Annotated in this window: 16 protein-coding genes, 2 tRNA genes and 1 pseudogene; 13 read left to right on the top strand and 6 right to left on the bottom strand. The window is 73.5% G+C overall.

Annotated elements, in window-relative coordinates:
* Positions 1-16 precede the first annotated feature (16 nt).
* The 4 genes from mftG (at position 17) to LWC35_RS02270 (ending at position 5,066) form a co-directional block, all read left to right on the top strand.
* Complete coding sequence (gene mftG, locus LWC35_RS02285) at positions 17-1,486, top strand: mycofactocin dehydrogenase MftG (protein ID WP_232868174.1); 1,470 nt, start codon at positions 17-19, stop codon at positions 1,484-1,486.
* Between the two features lie 76 nt (positions 1,487-1,562).
* Positions 1,563-1,934 carry a hypothetical protein gene (locus LWC35_RS02280; RefSeq protein ID WP_232868173.1) on the top strand — a complete coding sequence of 124 codons (372 nt, stop codon included), beginning with the start codon at positions 1,563-1,565 and terminating at the stop codon, positions 1,932-1,934.
* Positions 1,935-2,006: 72 nt separating this feature from the next.
* Positions 2,007-4,025 carry a M3 family metallopeptidase gene (locus tag LWC35_RS02275; RefSeq protein ID WP_232868172.1) on the top strand — a complete coding sequence of 673 codons (2,019 nt, stop codon included), beginning with the start codon at positions 2,007-2,009 and terminating at the stop codon, positions 4,023-4,025.
* Positions 4,026-4,145: 120 nt separating this feature from the next.
* Positions 4,146-5,066, top strand: a complete 921-nt coding sequence (locus LWC35_RS02270; RefSeq protein ID WP_232868171.1) for an MsnO8 family LLM class oxidoreductase — start codon at positions 4,146-4,148, stop codon at positions 5,064-5,066.
* On the opposite strand, the gene LWC35_RS02265 is transcribed toward LWC35_RS02270, so the two are convergent.
* Positions 5,059-6,219: a benzoate/H(+) symporter BenE family transporter gene (locus tag LWC35_RS02265; RefSeq protein WP_232868170.1), complete on the bottom strand. Its 1,161-nt coding sequence runs from the start codon at positions 6,217-6,219 to the stop codon at positions 5,059-5,061. The two genes, LWC35_RS02270 and LWC35_RS02265, sit on opposite strands and share 8 nt — an antisense overlap.
* A gap of 58 nt (positions 6,220-6,277) precedes the next feature.
* On the opposite strand from LWC35_RS02265, the gene LWC35_RS02260 reads away from it, so the two are divergent.
* Both LWC35_RS02260 and LWC35_RS02255 read left to right on the top strand, forming a co-directional pair.
* On the top strand, positions 6,278-6,847 hold the full coding sequence (locus tag LWC35_RS02260; protein ID WP_232868169.1) for a helix-turn-helix domain-containing protein: 570 nt from the start codon (positions 6,278-6,280) through the stop codon (positions 6,845-6,847).
* A 142-nt stretch (positions 6,848-6,989) separates the two neighbouring features.
* The gene (locus LWC35_RS02255) at positions 6,990-7,316 is read left to right on the top strand and encodes a hypothetical protein (RefSeq protein WP_232868168.1); all 327 of its coding nucleotides are present in this window, start codon (positions 6,990-6,992) and stop codon (positions 7,314-7,316) included.
* An 18-nt stretch (positions 7,317-7,334) separates the two neighbouring features.
* Here the strand turns inward: LWC35_RS02255 and LWC35_RS02250 are convergent, their stop codons facing one another.
* Positions 7,335-8,774, bottom strand: a complete 1,440-nt coding sequence (locus tag LWC35_RS02250; RefSeq protein ID WP_232868167.1) for a glycoside hydrolase family 16 protein — start codon at positions 8,772-8,774, stop codon at positions 7,335-7,337.
* A 311-nt stretch (positions 8,775-9,085) separates the two neighbouring features.
* On the opposite strand from LWC35_RS02250, the gene LWC35_RS02245 reads away from it, so the two are divergent.
* A complete protein-coding gene (locus LWC35_RS02245) occupies positions 9,086-9,748 on the top strand; it encodes a response regulator transcription factor (RefSeq protein ID WP_232868166.1) in 663 nt (220 codons plus the stop codon).
* Between the two features lie 88 nt (positions 9,749-9,836).
* Here LWC35_RS02245 and LWC35_RS02240 read toward each other — a convergent pair whose 3' ends face one another.
* Positions 9,837-10,109: a GlsB/YeaQ/YmgE family stress response membrane protein gene (locus LWC35_RS02240; protein ID WP_232868165.1), complete on the bottom strand. Its 273-nt coding sequence runs from the start codon at positions 10,107-10,109 to the stop codon at positions 9,837-9,839.
* A gap of 307 nt (positions 10,110-10,416) precedes the next feature.
* Here LWC35_RS02240 and LWC35_RS02235 point away from each other — a divergent pair, with 307 nt between their 5' ends.
* Positions 10,417-10,692 (top strand): GlsB/YeaQ/YmgE family stress response membrane protein, encoded by a 276-nt coding sequence (locus LWC35_RS02235; RefSeq protein ID WP_232868312.1) that lies wholly within the window; start codon positions 10,417-10,419, stop codon positions 10,690-10,692.
* Between the two features lie 73 nt (positions 10,693-10,765).
* Here the strand turns inward: LWC35_RS02235 and LWC35_RS02230 are convergent, their stop codons facing one another.
* Both LWC35_RS02230 and hisC read right to left on the bottom strand, forming a co-directional pair.
* Positions 10,766-11,161 (bottom strand): DUF4870 domain-containing protein, encoded by a 396-nt coding sequence (locus tag LWC35_RS02230; protein WP_232868164.1) that lies wholly within the window; start codon positions 11,159-11,161, stop codon positions 10,766-10,768.
* Positions 11,162-11,237: 76 nt separating this feature from the next.
* Positions 11,238-12,287, bottom strand: coding sequence for a histidinol-phosphate transaminase (gene hisC / locus LWC35_RS02225; protein WP_232868163.1), 1,050 nt, complete (start codon positions 12,285-12,287; stop codon positions 11,238-11,240).
* Positions 12,288-12,347: 60 nt separating this feature from the next.
* On the opposite strand from hisC, the gene LWC35_RS02220 reads away from it, so the two are divergent.
* The 4 genes from LWC35_RS02220 to LWC35_RS02205 all read left to right on the top strand — a co-directional run bounded on the left by LWC35_RS02220 (position 12,348) and on the right by LWC35_RS02205 (position 15,431).
* Complete coding sequence (locus LWC35_RS02220) at positions 12,348-13,034, top strand: dienelactone hydrolase family protein (RefSeq protein WP_232868162.1); 687 nt, start codon at positions 12,348-12,350, stop codon at positions 13,032-13,034.
* Positions 13,035-13,101: 67 nt separating this feature from the next.
* Positions 13,102-15,102: an acetoacetate--CoA ligase gene (locus tag LWC35_RS02215; RefSeq protein WP_232868161.1), complete on the top strand. Its 2,001-nt coding sequence runs from the start codon at positions 13,102-13,104 to the stop codon at positions 15,100-15,102.
* A gap of 89 nt (positions 15,103-15,191) precedes the next feature.
* Positions 15,192-15,281, top strand: a tRNA-Ser gene (locus tag LWC35_RS02210).
* 77 nt (positions 15,282-15,358) lie between these two features.
* Positions 15,359-15,431, top strand: a tRNA-Arg gene (locus LWC35_RS02205).
* 317 nt (positions 15,432-15,748) lie between these two features.
* Here LWC35_RS02205 and LWC35_RS40765 read toward each other — a convergent pair.
* Positions 15,749-15,940: pseudogene (locus LWC35_RS40765) on the bottom strand (FadR/GntR family transcriptional regulator); the annotation flags it as partial.
* Between the two features lie 296 nt (positions 15,941-16,236).
* Between LWC35_RS40765 and LWC35_RS02200 the strand changes: the two are divergent.
* On the top strand, positions 16,237-17,211 hold the full coding sequence (locus LWC35_RS02200) for an LLM class flavin-dependent oxidoreductase (protein WP_232868160.1): 975 nt from the start codon (positions 16,237-16,239) through the stop codon (positions 17,209-17,211).
* Positions 17,212-17,279 lie beyond the last annotated feature (68 nt).

Raw genomic sequence — 17,279 nt, 5'->3', positions numbered from 1 at the left:
GCGGCATCCTCGCACCGTGACCGACCCCGGGTACGACGTGGTGGTGGTCGGCGCGGGCTCCGCCGGGTGCGCGCTGGCCGGCCGGCTGGCCGAGCGCGGCGACCGCACCGTCTGCCTGGTGGAGGCCGGTCCGGCGTCCCGGCTGCCCGACGTCACCAGCGCCGCGTCGCTCGCCGCCACCGCGCCCGGACACCCGCTGAACTGGGAGTACACCGCCCGGCTGGTGCGCGGCCGGATGGTCTCGGTGCCCCGCGGTCGGGTGGTCGGCGGCTCGTCGGCGATCAACGGGTCGTACTTCGTGCGGGCCGTGCCGCAGGACTTCGCGGACTGGGCGGTCCCCGGCTGGTCCTACGACGACGTCCTGCCGTACTACCGGCGCTCGGAGGCCGACCTCGACGTCGACGGGCCCCGGCACGGCAGGGCCGGGCCGTTGCGGGTGCGCCGGCCTGCGGGCACCCTGCTCGCCCCGGTCACCCCCGCCTTCCTCGCGGCCTGCGAGGCGCTGGGCTACCCCGAGGAGCCCGACAAGAACGCCGGCGGCCCGCCCGGGGCGGGGCCGATCCCGTCGAACGCCGCCGAGGGGGTGCGGATCAGCACGGCGACCGCCTACCTCCCGCCGCCGTGGGGTGCCGCGCCGGAGGCGCCCACCCTGACCGTGCGTCCGGAGGTCCGCGCCCTGCGGGTGCTGCTCGACGGGGACCGCGCCCTCGGCGTCGCGACCACGGCGGGGACCCTCCGCGCCGGGGAGGTCGTGCTGGCGGCCGGGGCCGTCGGCTCGCCGCATCTGCTGCTGCACAGCGGGATCGGACCGGTGCCGGTGCTGGAGCAGGCCGGTGTCCCGGTGCGGGCGGAGCTGCCCGTCGGGCAGGGGTGGTCGGACCACCCGAGCGTCTACCTGCCCTTCCGTTGGCCCGGCCCGCCCCCGCACCCCGACGCGGTCGCCGGGCAGGCGGCCCTGAACCTCGACTCCGGCTCCGACCCGGCCGGCGACCTGGAGATCCTGCTGTTCGCGCGGCCGTTCACCGAGGAGGGCGACGTACACCTGATGTGCGCGCTGCAGCGCCCCGAGAGCCACGGCGCCCTCACGATCACCTCCGCCGACCCGCTCGCGCCGCCGCTGCTCGACTACCGCTACCTGCGCACCGAGGCCGATCGACGACGGCTGCGCGCCGCCGTCCGTGTCGCGGCGGACCTGCTGCGGGTCGCCGACCTCGACCGCGCGGCGCCCGAGGGCTGGGTGCTGGGCAACGACGTGCGGCTCGACGGCTGGATCCGGGACGTGCTGACCACCTCGGTGCACCTCTGCGGCAGCGCGGCCCTCGGCCGGGTCGTCGACCCCGACCTGCGGGTGCGCGGGTTCGCGAACCTGCGGGTCGCCGACACCTCGGTGCTCCCCGCGGTCCCCCGTCGGGGCCCGGCCGCCACCGCGGTCATGGTCGGCGAGCGGGCCGCGGACCTGCTGGCCCCGGTACGCACAAGTACGTAGTGCCCGCCGGCGGCGGGGCGCGTATCCCGGGGGCACGTCCCGCCGCCGGGCGGGGCCGCCCCCGAGGAGGACACCGATGCCGGAGACGGGCAGGACGAACATCGTCGTCATGTGGACGGTCGGCCCGGACGACGTGGCGGAGGGCGACCGCATCTTCGCCAGCCACGCGGAGTTCATGACCGGGCACCCGCGCAAGGGCGAGGAGGCGCTGCTGTCGTACCAGATCTCCAAGGGGCCCGAGCTCTCCGATCCGGTCGACCCGAACTCGGCGCCGACCGGGAACACGATCTTCGTCCTCGACGAGATCTACCAGGGCCCGGCCGGCGTGCCGGAGCACTGGCGGCTGGCGGTCCAGGACTGGGCGGACCTTCCGGCGTTCATGGAGTGGAGCAAGCGGAACAAGGTCTCCACCCTGCACGACGGCGTGGTGGTCCAGTCGCTCTGGTGACCAGGGCCGGCGGGCGTGCCGAGCGCACGTCGTCGGCCCTCCGCCGCCCCGGGCCCGGGCTAGCGTGAGGGGATGGCGAACCCCTTCCTCGCGCCGAGCGAGCTGCCCTACGGCCTCCCGGACTTCGCGGCGATCACCGACGAGGACTACCTGCCGGCGTTCGAGGCGGGGATGGCGGAGCAGCGCGGCGAGGTGCAGGCGATCCTCGACTCCGGCCCGCCGACCTTCGCGAACACGATCGAGGCGCTCGAGCTCTCGGGTCGCACGCTCGACCGGGTCTCGCGGGTCTTCTTCAGCCGCGCGGGGGCGCACACGACCCCGCGGATCGAGGAGGTGCGCGCGGCCGTCGCCCCGATGCTCGCCGCCCACGCCGACGCGATCGCCCTGGACCCGCGGCTGTTCGCGCGGATCGCCGAGCTGCACGGGAAGCGGGAGGAGCTGGGGCTCGACCCGGAGTCGCTGCGGCTGCTCGAACGTCACCACCGCGACGCCGTCCGGGCCGGGGCGGAGCTCGGTGAGGCCGACAAGGAGCGGCTCAGCGCGATCAACGCCGAGCTGTCCTCGCTGTCCACGACCTTCAGCGCCCGGCTGCTCGCCGGGGCGAACGCGGCGGCGGTGCACGTGCACGACGTCGCCAAGCTCGACGGGATGTCGCCGACGGCGATCTCGGCCGCGGCTGCGGCGGCGAAGGACCGCGGGCACGGCAGCGGCTTCCTGATCACTCTGGTGCTGCCCACCGGGCAGCCCGTCCTCGAGTCGCTCACCGACCGCGCGCTGCGCCGCGAGATCTTCGAGGCGTCGATCGGGCGCGGCGCGAAGGGCGACGAGAACGACACCCGGGACGTCGTGCTGCGGCTCGCGGCCCTGCGCGCGGAGCGGGCGCGGCTGCTGGGCTTCCCGAGCCACGCCGCCTACGTGATCGACGACAACACCGCCGGCACGGTCGACGCCGTCGCCACCATGCTCGCCGATCTCGCCCCGCCCGCGATGCGCAACGCCGACGCCGAGGCCGCGGACCTCGCCGCGCTCGCCGGGCACGCGCTCGAGCCGTGGGACTGGGCGTTCTACGCCGAGCGGGTGCGGCGGGAACGGTACGAGGTCGACGCGGCGCTCCTGCGCCCGTACCTGGAGCTGGAGCGGGTCCTGCAGCACGGGGTGTTCCACGCGGCCGAGGAGCTGTACGGGATCCAGTTCCACGAGCGGCACGACCTGCCCACCTACCACCCGGACGTCCGGTACTGGGAGGTCTTCGACGCCGACGGCACCCCGCTCGGCCTCTACGGCGGCGACTACCACGCCCGCGAGTCCAAGCGCGGCGGCGCCTGGATGAACGCGCTGGTGCCGCAGGCCGGGCTGCTCGGCACCCGGCCCGTCGTGATGAACACGCTCAACATCGCCAAGCCGGCCGAGGGCGAGCCCACGCTGCTGACGATCGACGAGGTCCGCACCCTGTTCCACGAGTTCGGGCACGCGCTGCACGGGCTGTTCTCGGCCGTCCGCTACCCGACCTTCTCCGGCACGTCGGTGCCGCGGGACTTCGTCGAGTTCCCGTCGCAGGTCAACGAGATGTGGTTGGAGCGCCCAGAGATCCTCGGCCGATACGCGCGCCACCACGAGACGGGCGAGCCGCTGCCGCCCGAGCTGCTGGAGAAGCTGCTGGCCAGCCGGGCCTACGGCGAGGGCTACCGGACCACCGAGTACCTGGCGGCCTCGCTGCTGGACCAGGCCTGGCACACCCTCAGCGTCGACGACACGGTCGAGGACGTGCTCGCCTTCGAGGCCGAGGCGCTGCGCAAGGCCGGGATCGCGCACCCGCTCGTACCGCCGCGCTACCGCAGCACCTACTTCAACCACGTCTTCGCGGGCGGGTACTCGGCCGGCTACTACTCCTACATCTGGTCGGAGGTCCTCGACGCCGACACCGTGGAGTGGTTCGCGGAGAACGGCGGGCTGCGCCGCGAGAACGGCGACCACTTCCGGCGCGAGCTGCTGTCGAAGGGCGGCAGCGACGACGCGAGGGAGGCCTACCGCGCCTTCCGGGGCCGCGACCCCGAGATCCGCCCGCTGCTGGAGCGCCGCAACCTGACCTGACCCCCGCGAGTCGGCACTTCCGCGCGACCGAACCGCACATCCCGGGAGCTGCCGGGATGTGCGGTTCGGTGACCGAATACCGCGGACTCGCGGGGTGTTGGCAGAAGTGTGCGTCTGTCGTTGCTGGATCGGTCCCGGACCCGGGCGGGCGAGCCGGACTCCGCGGCGGTGCGGCACACCGTGGACCGGGCCCGCCGGGCCGAGGAGCTCGGCTACCACCGGTTCTGGGTGGCCGAGCACCACGCCGTCCCCGGCATCGGCTCGGGAGCCCCGACGGTGCTGATGGCCGCCGTCGCCGCCGCGACCGAGCGGATCCGCGTCGGGTCGGGAGGGGTGATGCTCCCCAACCACCAGCCGCTCGTCGTCGCGGAGCAGGTCGGGGTGCTGGCCGCCCTGCACCCCGGCCGGATCGACCTCGGCGTCGGGCGTTCGCTCGGTTTCACCGCGCCCGTCAGGCGGGCCCTGCGCAGCGCCAGCACCGACACGTTCCGCGAGGACCTCGACGAGCTCCGCGCCTTCCTCGACGGCACCGCACCCGTCACCGCCCGCCCGCGGCTCGACGCGCCGGTGCCACTGTTCGTGCTGGCCACGGGCAAGGGCCTGGCGGTGGCCGGGGACCTGGGGCTGCCGGTCGTCGTCGGCGGTCCGGTGCTGGACGACACCCCGGCCGGAGCCGCGGCGCTCGCCGACTACCGCGACCGGGCCGGGGAGCGGGCCTACGTCGTCGTGTCGCTCGACGTGCTCGTCGGCGACCCGGAGCTCGCCCTGCCGGAGGCCTGGGCCCTGGCCGCCGCGGGCAGCACCGGGGAGTTCCCGCCGCTCGAGCCGCCGGCGCCGGACCGGCCACTGACCGACCGGCAGCGCACCACGGTCGAGGGCGCGCTGCGGCGCACGATCGTCGGCGACGAGGCGACGGTCGCCGCGCGGCTCGACGCCCTCCTCGCCCGCACCGCCGCCGACGAGCTGCTCGTGAGCTCCTCGACCTTCGACCGCGCCGCCCTCGCCGGGTCCGACGCCCGGCTCGCCGCCCTGCTCAGCTGACCGCCCGGGCGCGGCGGCGGTGCAGGAGCAGCATCGCGCCGCCCGCGAGCAGGCCCCAGAACGCCGAGCCCAGGCCGAGGAAGGACACCCCGGCGGCGGTGACCACGAACGTCACGATCGCCGCCTCCCGACCCGCCGGCTGCGCGACGGCCGAAGTCACCGCTCCGGCCAGCGCGCCGAGCAGGGCCAGCCCCGCCACGGCCTCGACCAGCACCGGCGGTGAGAGCAGCAGCAGGGCGGTGGCCAGTCCCGCCCCGAGGCCCAGCACCGCCAGACCCAACCCGGCGGTGACCGAGGCGATCCAGCGACGGTCCGGGTCGGGATCGGCGTCGGGCCCCGCGGCCAACGCCGCGCTGATCGCGGCGAGGTTCACCGCGTGCCCGCCGAAGGGGGCGGCGCCGAGCGTCGCCAGCCCCGTCGCGACGAGGATCCCGCGCAGCCGCGGCACGAAGCCGTACTGCGCCATCACCGCCATGCCCGGTACGTTCTGCGAGGCCATCGTGACCAGGAACAGCGGCAGCCCGATCCCGATCAGCGCCGACGGCGTGAACACCGGCGCGGTCCATTCCAGCCGCGGCGCGAGGTCGATCCCGCGCAGGCCGGGTCCGGTGAGTGCGATGCCCGTGATCGCCACGACCAGCGCGGCCGGCACCGCCCACTGCCGGGCGAACCGGGCCACCAGGGCCCAGACGACGATCACGGGGGCGGCCAGCAGCGGGACGTCGTGCAGGGCCCGGACCGGTGCGAGGCAGAGGTCGAGCAGCACCCCCGCGAGCATCGCGGCCGCGATCGGCCCGGGGATGGCGGCGATGAGCCGGCCGAGCGGGCGGACCAGCCCGGCGACGACGATCAGCGCGCCGCACAGCAGGAACGCGCCCACGGCCGCCGGGAACCCGCCCTCCGGCACTCCCGACGAGAGCAGCAGCGCCGCCCCCGGCGTCGACCACGCGATGCTCACCGGCATCCGGGTCCGCAGGCCCAGCACGAGCGCGACGACCCCCGAGCCGACCGCGACCGCCAGCAGCCCCGACGCCGCCTGCGCCTCGGAGGCGCCCGCCGCCCGGAGCCCGGTGAGCACCACGGTGAACGAGCCGCCGAAGCCGACGATCGCCGTCACGACTCCCGCCAGGACCGGTCGTGCGATCCCGCGCATCGCGCCTCCTCCCGATCGTTCCGTTTACGGAACGCGCGCGGGATGGGACGATAACCGCGTGGACGCGACGACGGCAAGCGAGTCGGGGATCGGCACCGGGCCGGCCCTCCCCGGCGGCGCCGCCCACGTCGGCCCGCGCGTGCGGGCGCTGCGTACGGAGCGGGGGATGTCGCTGTCGGAGCTGGCCCGCCGCGCGTCGGTCGGCAAGGCCACGCTCTCCGGGCTCGAGGCCGGTACCCGCAACCCCACCCTGGACACGCTGCATGCGGTGGCGGCCGCGCTCGGCGTGGCGCTGACGGCACTCGTCGCGGGCGGCGGCAGCCCGCGCATCCGCGGCGCGGCCGTGGACATGGAGCTGCTGCGGGTGTTCGACGACGGTCCGGCCACCTACGAGCTCTACCGGATGCGGATCCCGGCCGGGGCCGAGCAGACCTCGCCGGCTCACCATCCCGGGGTGACGGAGCACGCGACGGTGTTCGCCGGCGAGCTCCGGGCCGGGCGGCTCGACGCCCCGGGCGTCGTGGGGCCGGGCGGGTATCTCGAATGGGCCGCCGACGCTCCTCACGGGTACGCCGCCGTCGGATCCGGGGACGTGCACGCCTCGCTACTGATCCGCTACCCCACGTAGCGCCACGACACCCAGCGGAGCGGCTCCCTCACGCTAGGTGGAACGGGTGATCAGAAACGCCCGTTCGGCCCAGTGCGACGGCTAACGCGGACAGAGATCTGCTCGACAGAGTGATGACCGACCCGCCGCCGGAGGGACCGCCATGAGCCTGCAGCCGACCTGGACCCTCCCCGACGACAGCCCGACGGTCCGCCTCCCGTTCCAGCGGCCCGCGCACCGGGCCGTGCGGGTGGCACGGCGCACCCGTGGGCCGCGGACCTGGGCGGAGTCGGCGGCGCGGCGCCGTCGGCGGATCCGCAGGGCCCGGTTCGGCCGGCTGCTGCTGGTCCTGGTCGCCCTCGCCGCGCTGACCGGGGCGGCCGTGATCTGGCAGCTCGCCGACGGGCGGCCCCTGCATCTGCTCCGGGACGGCTGGGCACTGCTCGAACCGCACGTCGACGAGGTGGTCCGGCTGATCCGCCGGCAGTGACTCACGACGGGCGGTGGCTCACGAGTAGATGCGCAGCCAGTCGACCTGCATCTCGGTCGGGCGCGGGGAGCCGCCGTCCGGGAAGTAGTCGAGCTGGATGGTCGGGTGCATCTTGCTCGGCGGGAGCGTGCCCGGGTCGGTGCTGGAGAACCACTGCTGCCCGTCGAGGTAGCCCGTGATCCCGTTCGGCGTCCACTCCACGGCGTAGTTGTGCCACTGGGTGATGTCGACCTTCCGGTTCGCGGACTTCTGGTTGTTGTCCGCGCCGTAGTGCAGGAAGAACGACACCCCGTTCGAGGCGCTGTCCGTCTCGGCGAAGTCGATCTCGCCGCCCCGCGGCCACTCGACGTCGCTCGGCCACAGGAGCAGCACCGGGTGGTACTGCGAGTCGCCCGCCGGGAACTTGGCGCGCATCTCGTACCGGCCGTACCGCCGGCTGTCGTTGAACGCCATCCCGCCCGTGTTGCCGTTCGAGTCGCCGCGGATCGTGAGGATCCCGCCCGCGGTGGAGACCGCGTCGGGGGTGCGCCGGCCGTTGCCGCCGTGGCCCGCGCCGTCGTAGAGGCCCCACTTGTCGAGGCCGCCGGAGAACTCGTCCCCGCCGATCGGCGTCCAGCCCAGCCGGCCGGCGGCCGTGGAGCCGTCGCCCGCGGCGACCGGACCGCGTGACCGGGCCGTGCCGGTCGCCGGGTTCGCCGGGTTCGCCGCCACCGGCGGCCGCGTGGTCGTGGTGGCGTGCCGGCGCGCCGAGTCCACCGCCTGGCTCAGCGCGCCGGGGGCCGGGACGGCCGCGACCCCGGTCGAGGGTGCGTCCGGCGGGCCTTGCGCCGTGTCCGCGGAGGTCAGCGACGCGGCCAGGTCCGGCCCCTGGTCGGAGACCGGGCGCAGCAGCCAGGCGACCGCCGCCGCGACGAGGACCGCGGCCAGTCCCACCGTGAGCGGGGCCCACCGGCGTAGGGCCGAGCGTGGGGCGCGGCGGCGACCGCGGCGCGGTTCGGGGGCCTCCCGCTCGATGTCGGTGGCGTCCCCGGAGCACCCCGAGCCGGGGCCGTCCGGCCCGCTGTCGTCGGGGGCGCTGTCGTCTGGGCCACCGTCGTCCGGGCCGCCGGCTGGGCCCAGGACGGGGCCCGCGATGACGTCGGCCGCCGTGATCACCGGCATGCCGGTCATCGGGCTGATCGGCGGCGGGCCGGCCCCCTCGGGGTCGAGCCCGACCGCGGGGAGCGACGACGTGTGCGTCAGCAGCGCGGGCTCGCGCGGGAACTCGCCGGGACCGGGGTCGGGACCGGGACCGTCGGCGGAGCGCGGCGCGGGGATCGTGGCCGTGGCGCCGGCGGCGTGCCGCCCGTGCGCCGAGCGGCCCGGCCGGCCGGCAGGGGAGCCGTGCTCCGCGGAGAGTCGGGCGATCAGCTCGCGGGGGTCGAGCCGGTCCTCCGCGGCGGAGGGTTTCCGTCGCATGATCGATGACCATATGGAGCAACGCCCTGACGACCGGGTGAAGCTGAGAGCCGGGGTTGCCTCAGCGCGCCGACAGGTCGCCAGGAGGCGCCGGAGCGCCCCGTTCTGCGCGGAATCCCCGGGGCGGCTGCTCCGTTCGGAGCAGTGCGGCTCTCAGGGAGCGCCGCTCGTCGGGTCGGCACACGCCGTTCGAACTGTTGACGGATTGTGATCGGGGAGCTTTCCCGTCAAGCTTGTCCCCGATGCTCCCCGCTGCTCCCCCGGGGGGTGCGTCCGTGTTCGTGCCGTCTCAGGCGACGGCTCGAGCGTCCGTGCCCCCGTACGCCCCCGTCCTCGTGGCGCTGCCCCCGACCGCCGCGTCGGCCTCGGTGCTGCGCTCCCTCCGTGCGGAGGGGATGCGCGCCGACCTCGCCGGCGACGGCATCGCCGTCCTCGACACGATCCGTGCCGCCCCGCCGGCCCTCCTGGTGCTCGACGTCGACCTCCCCGGGCCCGAGCACGCCGCCGTCCTCGCGGCGGTCCACGCCGAGTCGCCGAGCGTGCCGGTGGTGGTGCTCACCCCGCGTGAGCGCCGCAACGCCGTGATCGCCCAGCTGCGCAGCGACCGGGACGACTACGTCCTGCGCCCCTTCTCCGTCGACGAGCTGTCCGCGCGGATCCGCCTGCGGCTGCGGCTCACGGGTGCCCTCGGGCACACCCTGATCCGCCGCGGCGAGCTGGTGGTCGACACCGAGCTCGGCGAGGTGACGGTGGACGGCACCCCGGTGTCCCTGTCGCCCACGGAGTTCTCGCTGCTCACCGCCCTGCTCGCGGAACCGGGGGCGACCGTGTCGCACGAGGAGCTGGCGAACCAGGTGTGGTCGGAGCCGGCGTCGCCCAATCTCGTGCAGGTCTACATCTCCTACCTGCGGCGCAAGATCGGCCCCGAGCGGATCCGCACGATCCGCGGGGCCGGGTACGTCCTCGAGGGCTGAACCGCCCGCGCGACACCCGCACGCGCGACGGCGCCCGTCCCCGGGGTTCTCCGGGCGGGCGCCGTGCGTGCGTCGTGCGACGGGCGGGTTACGCGTGGGTGCGCGAACGCCGACCGACGACGAGCCGGTAGATGCCGAGCAGCACCAGCGACCCGATCAGGGCGATCACCCACGTGCGCAGGTCGAAGAAGCTCCCCGTGTCGACGCCGAACAGGGCGGAGCTGATCCACCCGCCCAGCAGGCCGCCCACGATGCCGATGATGCAGGTGACGATGATGCCGCCCGGGTCCTTACCCGGCATGATCAGCTTCGCGAGGGCGCCGACGATGAGCCCGACGACGATCCAACCGATGACACCCATTGCTTCCTCCTGCGCTCGCGCCGGGTTCCTCCGGAGCGTGTCCGATGTGGTCGAGGTGCAAGTGCCCGGTGATCGGGAGCCGTAAACGGACGGTGACGATATTCGTCCCGTTCGGGCCGTCCGACAGGGCCGCAGGGCCGACCGTGGTCATCCGTCCGGGTGTACCTCCTGACCTGCGACGGAACGGGAGATAACGCTTCGGTCCCGACCTTTCCGACAAGAAGCTGACGGGACGGCGCTGTGCTAGGCAGGGGCCCCACGGGCAGCCGAGGGGAGCTGCCCTTCCACCATGAGGAGCGCCGTGAGCATCTCGTTCTGGGGCATCATCTGGACCATCATCATTGGCCTCGTTTTGGGTGTTCTGGGCAGGCTCATCCTGCCGGGGAAGCAGAACATCCCTATGTGGCTCACGATCCTCGCGGGCGTCGTGGCGGCCGTCGTCGGTCTGTTCATCGCTCAGGCGCTCGGCGTCGCGAGCACGAACGGGGTCGACTGGATCGAGCTGATCATCAAGATCGTGCTGGCTGTCGCGGCGGTGGCCGGTGCAACCGCGCTGTACAACAGGCGTGGCGTGACACGCTGACTTGCTCGAGCGCGACGGGCCCGGACCAAGCGGTCCGGGCCCGCCCGCGTCCCTCCGTCAGTGGACGACGCTGTCAGTGGACGAGGCGCAGCGTGAGCGGGTAGCGGAAGTCCACGCCCTGCGAGGCCCGGACCGTCCCCATCACCACGCAGGCGACGTAGAAGACCCCGTAGAGCGGCAGCAGGACCAGGCCGATCCCCACGAAGATCAGCAGGCCGAACACCACCGTCCAGATCAGGGCGTTGATCTGGAAGTTCAGCGACTCGACCGAGTGCCGGCGCACGTAGGCCGAGTCGCCGCCCTTCACCAGCAGGACGATCAGCGGCGCGAACAGGCCGAGGGCGAACCAGGCGGACACGAAGCTGAGCACGTGCGCGGCCATGGCCCAGTTGCGCTCGTCGTCGCGCGGCACGAGCGGGGCCCGGCCGGACTGGTCGCCGGGGTACTCGTACGGCGAGTTGCTGCTCATACCGGCAGTGAACACCCGCGTCGCGGCCCCGACATCGGGGAAATGCCCGGAGATGCCGGGTCGAAGGACCCCGGGGTCAGCCGAAGCTGCGGGCGGCCTCGAGGAACCGGTCGTCCTCCTCGGGCGTGGTGACCGTGACCCGCACGCCGTCGGGGTGGAACGGCCGGACCACCACCTTGTGCTCCAGGCAGTGCGCCGCGAACTCCGCGGTCCGCTCGCCGAGGGAGAGCCACACGAAGTTCGACTGGGTGTGCGGCACGGTGAATCCGGCCGCGAGCAGCGCCTCGCGCACCCGGACCCGCTCGCCGACGGCCTCCTTGCACGCCGCCAGCAGCTCCGTCGCGTGGTCCAGGGCCGCGACCGCTCCCGCCTGGGCCACGGTGCTGACGCTGAACGGCGCACAGACCTTCTTCAACGCCGTCGCGATCTCCGGCGCGGTCACGGCGTAGCCGACCCGCAGGCCCGCCAGCCGGTAGGCCTTGGAGAAGGTCCGCAGCACCACGAGGTTCGGATAGCGGTCGACCAGGGGCAGCCCGTCCACGGCTTCCGGGTCCGTGACGTACTCGTGGTAGGCCTCGTCGAGCGCCACGACGACGTCGGGGCCCACCGCGTCCATGAACCGCTCGAACTCCCCCCGGTGCACCACGGTGCCGGTGGGGTTGTTCGGGCTGCAGACGAACACGAGCCGGGTGTGCGGGGTGACGGCCGCGGCCATGGCGTCGAGGTCGTGCCGGAAGTCGCCGTCGAGCGGCACGGTGACGGCGCGGGCGTTCCCGATCTGGGTCACGATCGGGTAGGCCTCGAAGGAGCGCCAGGCGTAGACGACCTCGTCCGTGGTCTCCCGGCAGGTGATCTGCACGAGCTGCTGGCAGAGGCTGACCGACCCGCAGCCGACCGCGATCCGGTCCGGGGTGACGTCGAGCTCCGAGGCGAGCCGCTCGCTCAGCGAGACGACGGCCAGGTCGGGGTACCGGTTGCCGGCCGCCGCGGCCTCGGCGATCGCCGCCAGCACCGGCGCGGTCGGCGGGAGCGCGACCTCGTTGCTCGCCAGCTTGATCGCCCCGGGGACGGCCCGGCCCGGAACGTAGGCGGGCAGGGAGTCCAGGTCGGGACGGATCGGCGTCATGTGCGTCACGGTAACCCGCCCCGCCCCCGGCGGGCGCCGCAGTCGTGGAAGGCTGTCCACATGAGCGAGATCCGCACCGAGGCGGTGCCCCTGGTCGACGGGTCCGACCTGCGCCTCACGGTCGCGGAACCCGAGGGTCCGGCCCGCGGCGGCATCGTCGTGCTGCACGAGGCGCGCGGGGTGACCGACGCGGTGCGCCGGCTGGTCGAGGGGATGGCCGGCGACGGCTGGCTGGTCGTCGCGCCCCACCTCTACCACCGCGACGGGGCCGACGAGCTCGACGGCGCCGAGGACCAGGTGGCCGACCACGTCGCCCGCCTCGACGGCGAGCAGGTCATGGCGGACACCGACACCGCCTTCGGCTGGCTCGCCGACCACGACGTCCCCCCGGACCGGATGGGCGTGATCGGCTTCGACCTCGGCGGCAGCGTCGCGCTGCTGGTGGCGGCGCGGCGCACCCTGGGGGCCGCGGTCACCGTGGCCGGCGGCGGGATCGACGAGCCGATGGGCCCGCTGCCCGCGCTGGTGTCCGCCGCGCCCGGGCTGACCTGCCCATGGCTCGGCATCTACGGCGACCGGGACGACGAGGGGAAGCTGGACCGGCTGCTCGACGCCGCCCGCGAGTCCGAGGTCGCCACGGACCTCGTCACCTACCCGGGGTCCGGGCACCGTTTCGACGACGACCCCGCGACGGCTGCCGACGCCTGGCAGCGCATGCTCAACTGGTTCGACTCCCACCTGCGCTGACCTCCGCACCACCGCCCTGGTCACACAAGGGTGGCCCCGCTCCCGCGGCGTCGGCGACGATGACGCCATGACTCTCGACGCCGACGTCCCCGACGTCCTCTGGTCCCCGTCGCCGGAGCAGGCCGGCGGCACCGCGATCGCGGAGTTCGCGCGGTGGGTGCAGGAGCACCTGGGCGTCGAGCTGGGGTCGGACACCGACTACGCCGCCCTGCACGCCTGGTCGGTGCGCGACCTGGAGGGCTTCTGGGCCGCGGCCGCGGACTTCCTCGGGGTGATCTTCCGGGACGAGCCGACGGCGGTGCTGGGCTCGCGGGAGATGCCGGGCGCGCAGTGGTTCCCGGGCGCCACGCTGAACTACGCAGAGCACGCGCTCACCCCCGGCCCCGGGCGTGAGGCCGCCGACACCGCGGTGGTGTTCGCCCGCGAGGACGGTGTGGAGCGCACCGTCACCCACGCCGAGCTGCGCGAGCAGGTCGCGCGCGCCCGGGCCGGGCTGGTCGCCGCGGGCGTCGGGGTGGGGGACCGGGTGGTGGCGCTGGCCCCGAACTCGGTCGAGACGCTGGTCATGTTCCTGGCGGCGGCTTCGCTGGGCGCGGTGTGGTCGTCCTGCTCGCCGGACTTCGGCGCGCGGGCGGTGCACGACCGGTTCGCCCAGATCGAGCCGGTGGTGCTGCTGGCCGTGGACGGCTACCGCTACAACGGCAAGGCCTTCGACATCCGCGAGACCGTCGCGGCCCTGCAGGAGCAGCTGCCCACCGTGCGGCGGACCGTGCTGGTGCCCTACCTCGACCCGGAGGCTCGGCTGGAGGGCACCACGCCGTGGGTGGAGTTCACCGCGGAGGCCGGGCCGCTGGAGTTCGAAGCGGTGCCCTTCGACCACCCGCTGTGGGTGCTCTACTCCTCGGGCACCACCGGGCTGCCGAAGGGGATCGTGCACAGCCACGGCGGGATCGTGCTCGAGCACCTCAAGGCCCTGCGCCTGCAGAACGACCTGGGGCCGGGGGAGACCTTCTTCTGGTTCACCACCACCGGCTGGATGATGTGGAACTTCCTGGTCGGCGGGCTTCTCGTCGGGTCGACGATCCTGCTGTTCGACGGCAACCCGGGCTTCCCCGACCTCGGCGCGCTGTGGGCGCTGGCCGAGAAGCACGGCGTCACCGTGTTCGGGGTGTCGGCGCCGTTCGTGCAGTCCTGCCTGAAGAAGGGCCTGCGGCCGCGGGAGAGCTACGACCTGTCCCGGATGCGGGCGCTGGGCTCCACCGGCTCCCCGCTGTCCGTGGAGGGCTTCCGGTGGATCGCCGAGGCCTGCGGCGAGCACATCCAGATCTGCTCGGTGTCCGGCGGCACGGACGTCTGCGCGGCGTTCGTGTGCTCGGCGCCGACGGTGCCGGTGTGGCTGGGCGAGCTGTCCGTCGCGGCGCTCGGGGCGGACGTGCACTCGTTCGACGAGCGTGGTGAGGATCTCGTCAGTGCCGATCCGGTCGAGGTCGGGGAGCTCGTGATCACCCAGCCGATGCCGTCCATGCCGGTGATGTTCTGGAACGACCCGGACGGGTCCCGGCTGCGCGAGGCCTACTACGAGATGTACCCGGGCCTCTGGCGGCACGGGGACTGGGTGCGGGCCACCCCGCGCGGCTCCTTCGTGATCTACGGCCGGTCGGACTCCACGCTGAACCGCGGCGGGGTCCGGATGGGCACCGCGGACTTCTACGCCGTGGTCGAGGGCTTCGAGGAGGTGGCCGACTCCCTGGTGATCGACACCACGGCGCTGGGTGCGAAGGAGGAGGGGGCGCTGCTGTGCTTCCTCGTGCTGGCCCCGGCGGCGTCGCTGGAGGACGTCGAGCCGCGGCTGCGCAAGGCGCTGCGCAGCGAGCTCTCGCCTCGGCACGTGCCGGACCGGTTCGTGGTCGTCGACGCCGTGCCGCGGACCCTGAACGGCAAGAAGTGCGAGGTCCCGGTCAAGAAGATCCTCGCCGGGGTCAGCCCGGACAAGGCCGTGAGCAGGGGCGCGCTGCAGAACCCGGACGCCCTCGCGCCCTTCCTCGACCTGGCCGCCACCTCCCGCTGACGGGCCCCCGGCGCGCGGACCCGGGGTGGGGTGCGAACCCCCTCCGGGCCGTGTGTACTCTTGGACCCGCTGGAGGCCGAGAGGCCCCGGGAGGCTTCGCCTAGTCTGGTCTATGGCGCCGCACTGCTAATGCGGTTTGGGGTAACCCCCCATCCCGGGTTCAAATCCCGGAGCCTCCGCACCGGCAGGGCCGACTCCCGGGTCGGTTCGGCCAGGCTGTACAATTGAAAACGGCTGTGTCGCACGGACACGGTAGGCGCCCGTAGCTCAACGGATAGAGCATCTGACTACGGATCAGAAGGTTAGGGGTTCGAATCCCTTCGGGCGCACAGCACGGAATCGGGCCCTGACCAGCAGATATGGTCAGGGCTCGACTCGTTCCAGGTCGGCGAAGTGGATCACGATCCACGAAGGTGTGTGTCGGAACGCCTCGCCGGCAGGTGTGCCGGCATGAGAGGGACGGTCGGCGTGGGTGCCGCTCGTAGGCTTGACCGGTGGCAGTCGGCACGGGACCGGCGCCGGTCAGGGCGTCGGTCCAGGCCACGGGTAGGCCGAGCGCGTAGGCGTACGTACGGCGGGTGCCGGCGTTGGCGTACTGGATGAGCAAGCCCGCCACGACCGGGCCGCCCGGCTCGGGGCATCGGGTGATGACGTTGCCGGTCTCCAGCAGCCGCAGCGCCTCCCGGATGGTGGAGCGGCCGACGTCGAAGCTCTCGATCATCTCCCGCTCGGTGGGCAGGAGGCTCCCGGCAACGAGCTCGGCCTCCACGATGTGGTTCGCCAACTCGCGCGCGATGACCTCCGAGATCCTCGGTCCGAGCCGGCCGCTGCCCTGCATACCGGTTCTCATGGTGGTGCCCCTGCCGTGGAGAAAGGGAGGTCCGCTCCGCCCGCGGCGATGTGGAGACGTCGCGGGGTGGAGACGTCGCGGGGTGGAGACGAGGCGTTCGGCCTGTTCTCCCTCGTCGTCTCCCTCGTCGTCCGGTGCCCGGTACTTCGGCTGTGTCGCACAGTCGGACACGTCCGCCCCTCACTGCGGCGCTAGCGTTCCCGATCAGGAGATCTCCTGACCTTCCGGTCCGACCCGGTCATCACTGCATTGGTCACTATTCCGTGTCCTGAGTTGGAGGCCTCGTGAGGATTTCATGCGCGTTCGCGACGTCGTTGGACAGTCATGAGCACGCCCGAATCGCCGAGAACCTGGGTTATGAGCGCGCATTCTTCTACGACTCGCCCGCTCTCTATCCCGACGTCTGGGTTCAGCTCTGCCGCGCTGCCGAACGCACCGAGCGAATCACCCTTGGTCCCGGTGTATTGATTCCGAGCCTGCGTCATCCGATGGTCACCGCATCGGCCATCGCGACGCTGGTCTCGGTGGCAGGCGCCGAACGCACGATGGTCGGAGTCGGCTCCGGTTTCACCGGGCGCCTGTCCATGGGGAAGCGGCCCCTCCCGTGGGCCAAGGTCAAGGAGTACGTGCTGGTGGTGTCGGCCCTGCTGCGGGGTGAGGAGGTCGAGTGGGACGGCGGAATCATGAAGATGCTGGCGCCGGACGACCGGTACGCCCCCGCCCGCCCGATCGAGGTTCCGTGGGTGGTCGCCGCCAACGGGCCGAAGGGTTACGGGGTGACCCGCGACCTCGGCGCCGAGGTCCTGACCGTGCTGGTACCGAACGCGGACTTGGCCTCGAGCGTCATCCTGGATTTCGGGACCGTGCTCGAGGACGGTGAGGATCCCGGCTCGGCAAGGGTGGTCGACGCGGCCGGACACGGGCTGAGCGTCGTCCTGCACTGGGCCGTCGAGCACGGCGTCATTGACGAGCTGCTGCCTGAGCGGGGCTCCGAGTGGGCCGCCGCCTACGACGACATTCCGAAGGAGAGGCGGCACCTGGCCCTGCACGACCGGCACCTGGTGGCCGTGAACGAGCTCGACCGACCCTTCGTCACCGGCGAGCTGATGGTCAAGGGCGGGCTGGCGCTGTCACCGTCCGAGTGGCGGGACAAGCTCGCCAAGCTGGAAGCGGCCGGGAGCACCGAGATCGCATATCAGCCCGCAGGCCCGGACATCCCGCGCGAGCTCGAGGCCTTCGCCGCCGCTGCGCGGGCATAGGCGCGCGGGCGACGAGTCGGCGATGGCTGCCCGACGCACCTCAAGGAACAGGTGACCGCCGGCGCGGT

This window comes from Pseudonocardia kujensis (assembly GCF_021283305.1).
Taxonomy (GTDB): Bacteria; Actinomycetota; Actinomycetes; order Mycobacteriales; family Pseudonocardiaceae; genus Pseudonocardia; species Pseudonocardia kujensis.
This window is presented reverse-complemented; position numbering and strand designations above follow the sequence as displayed.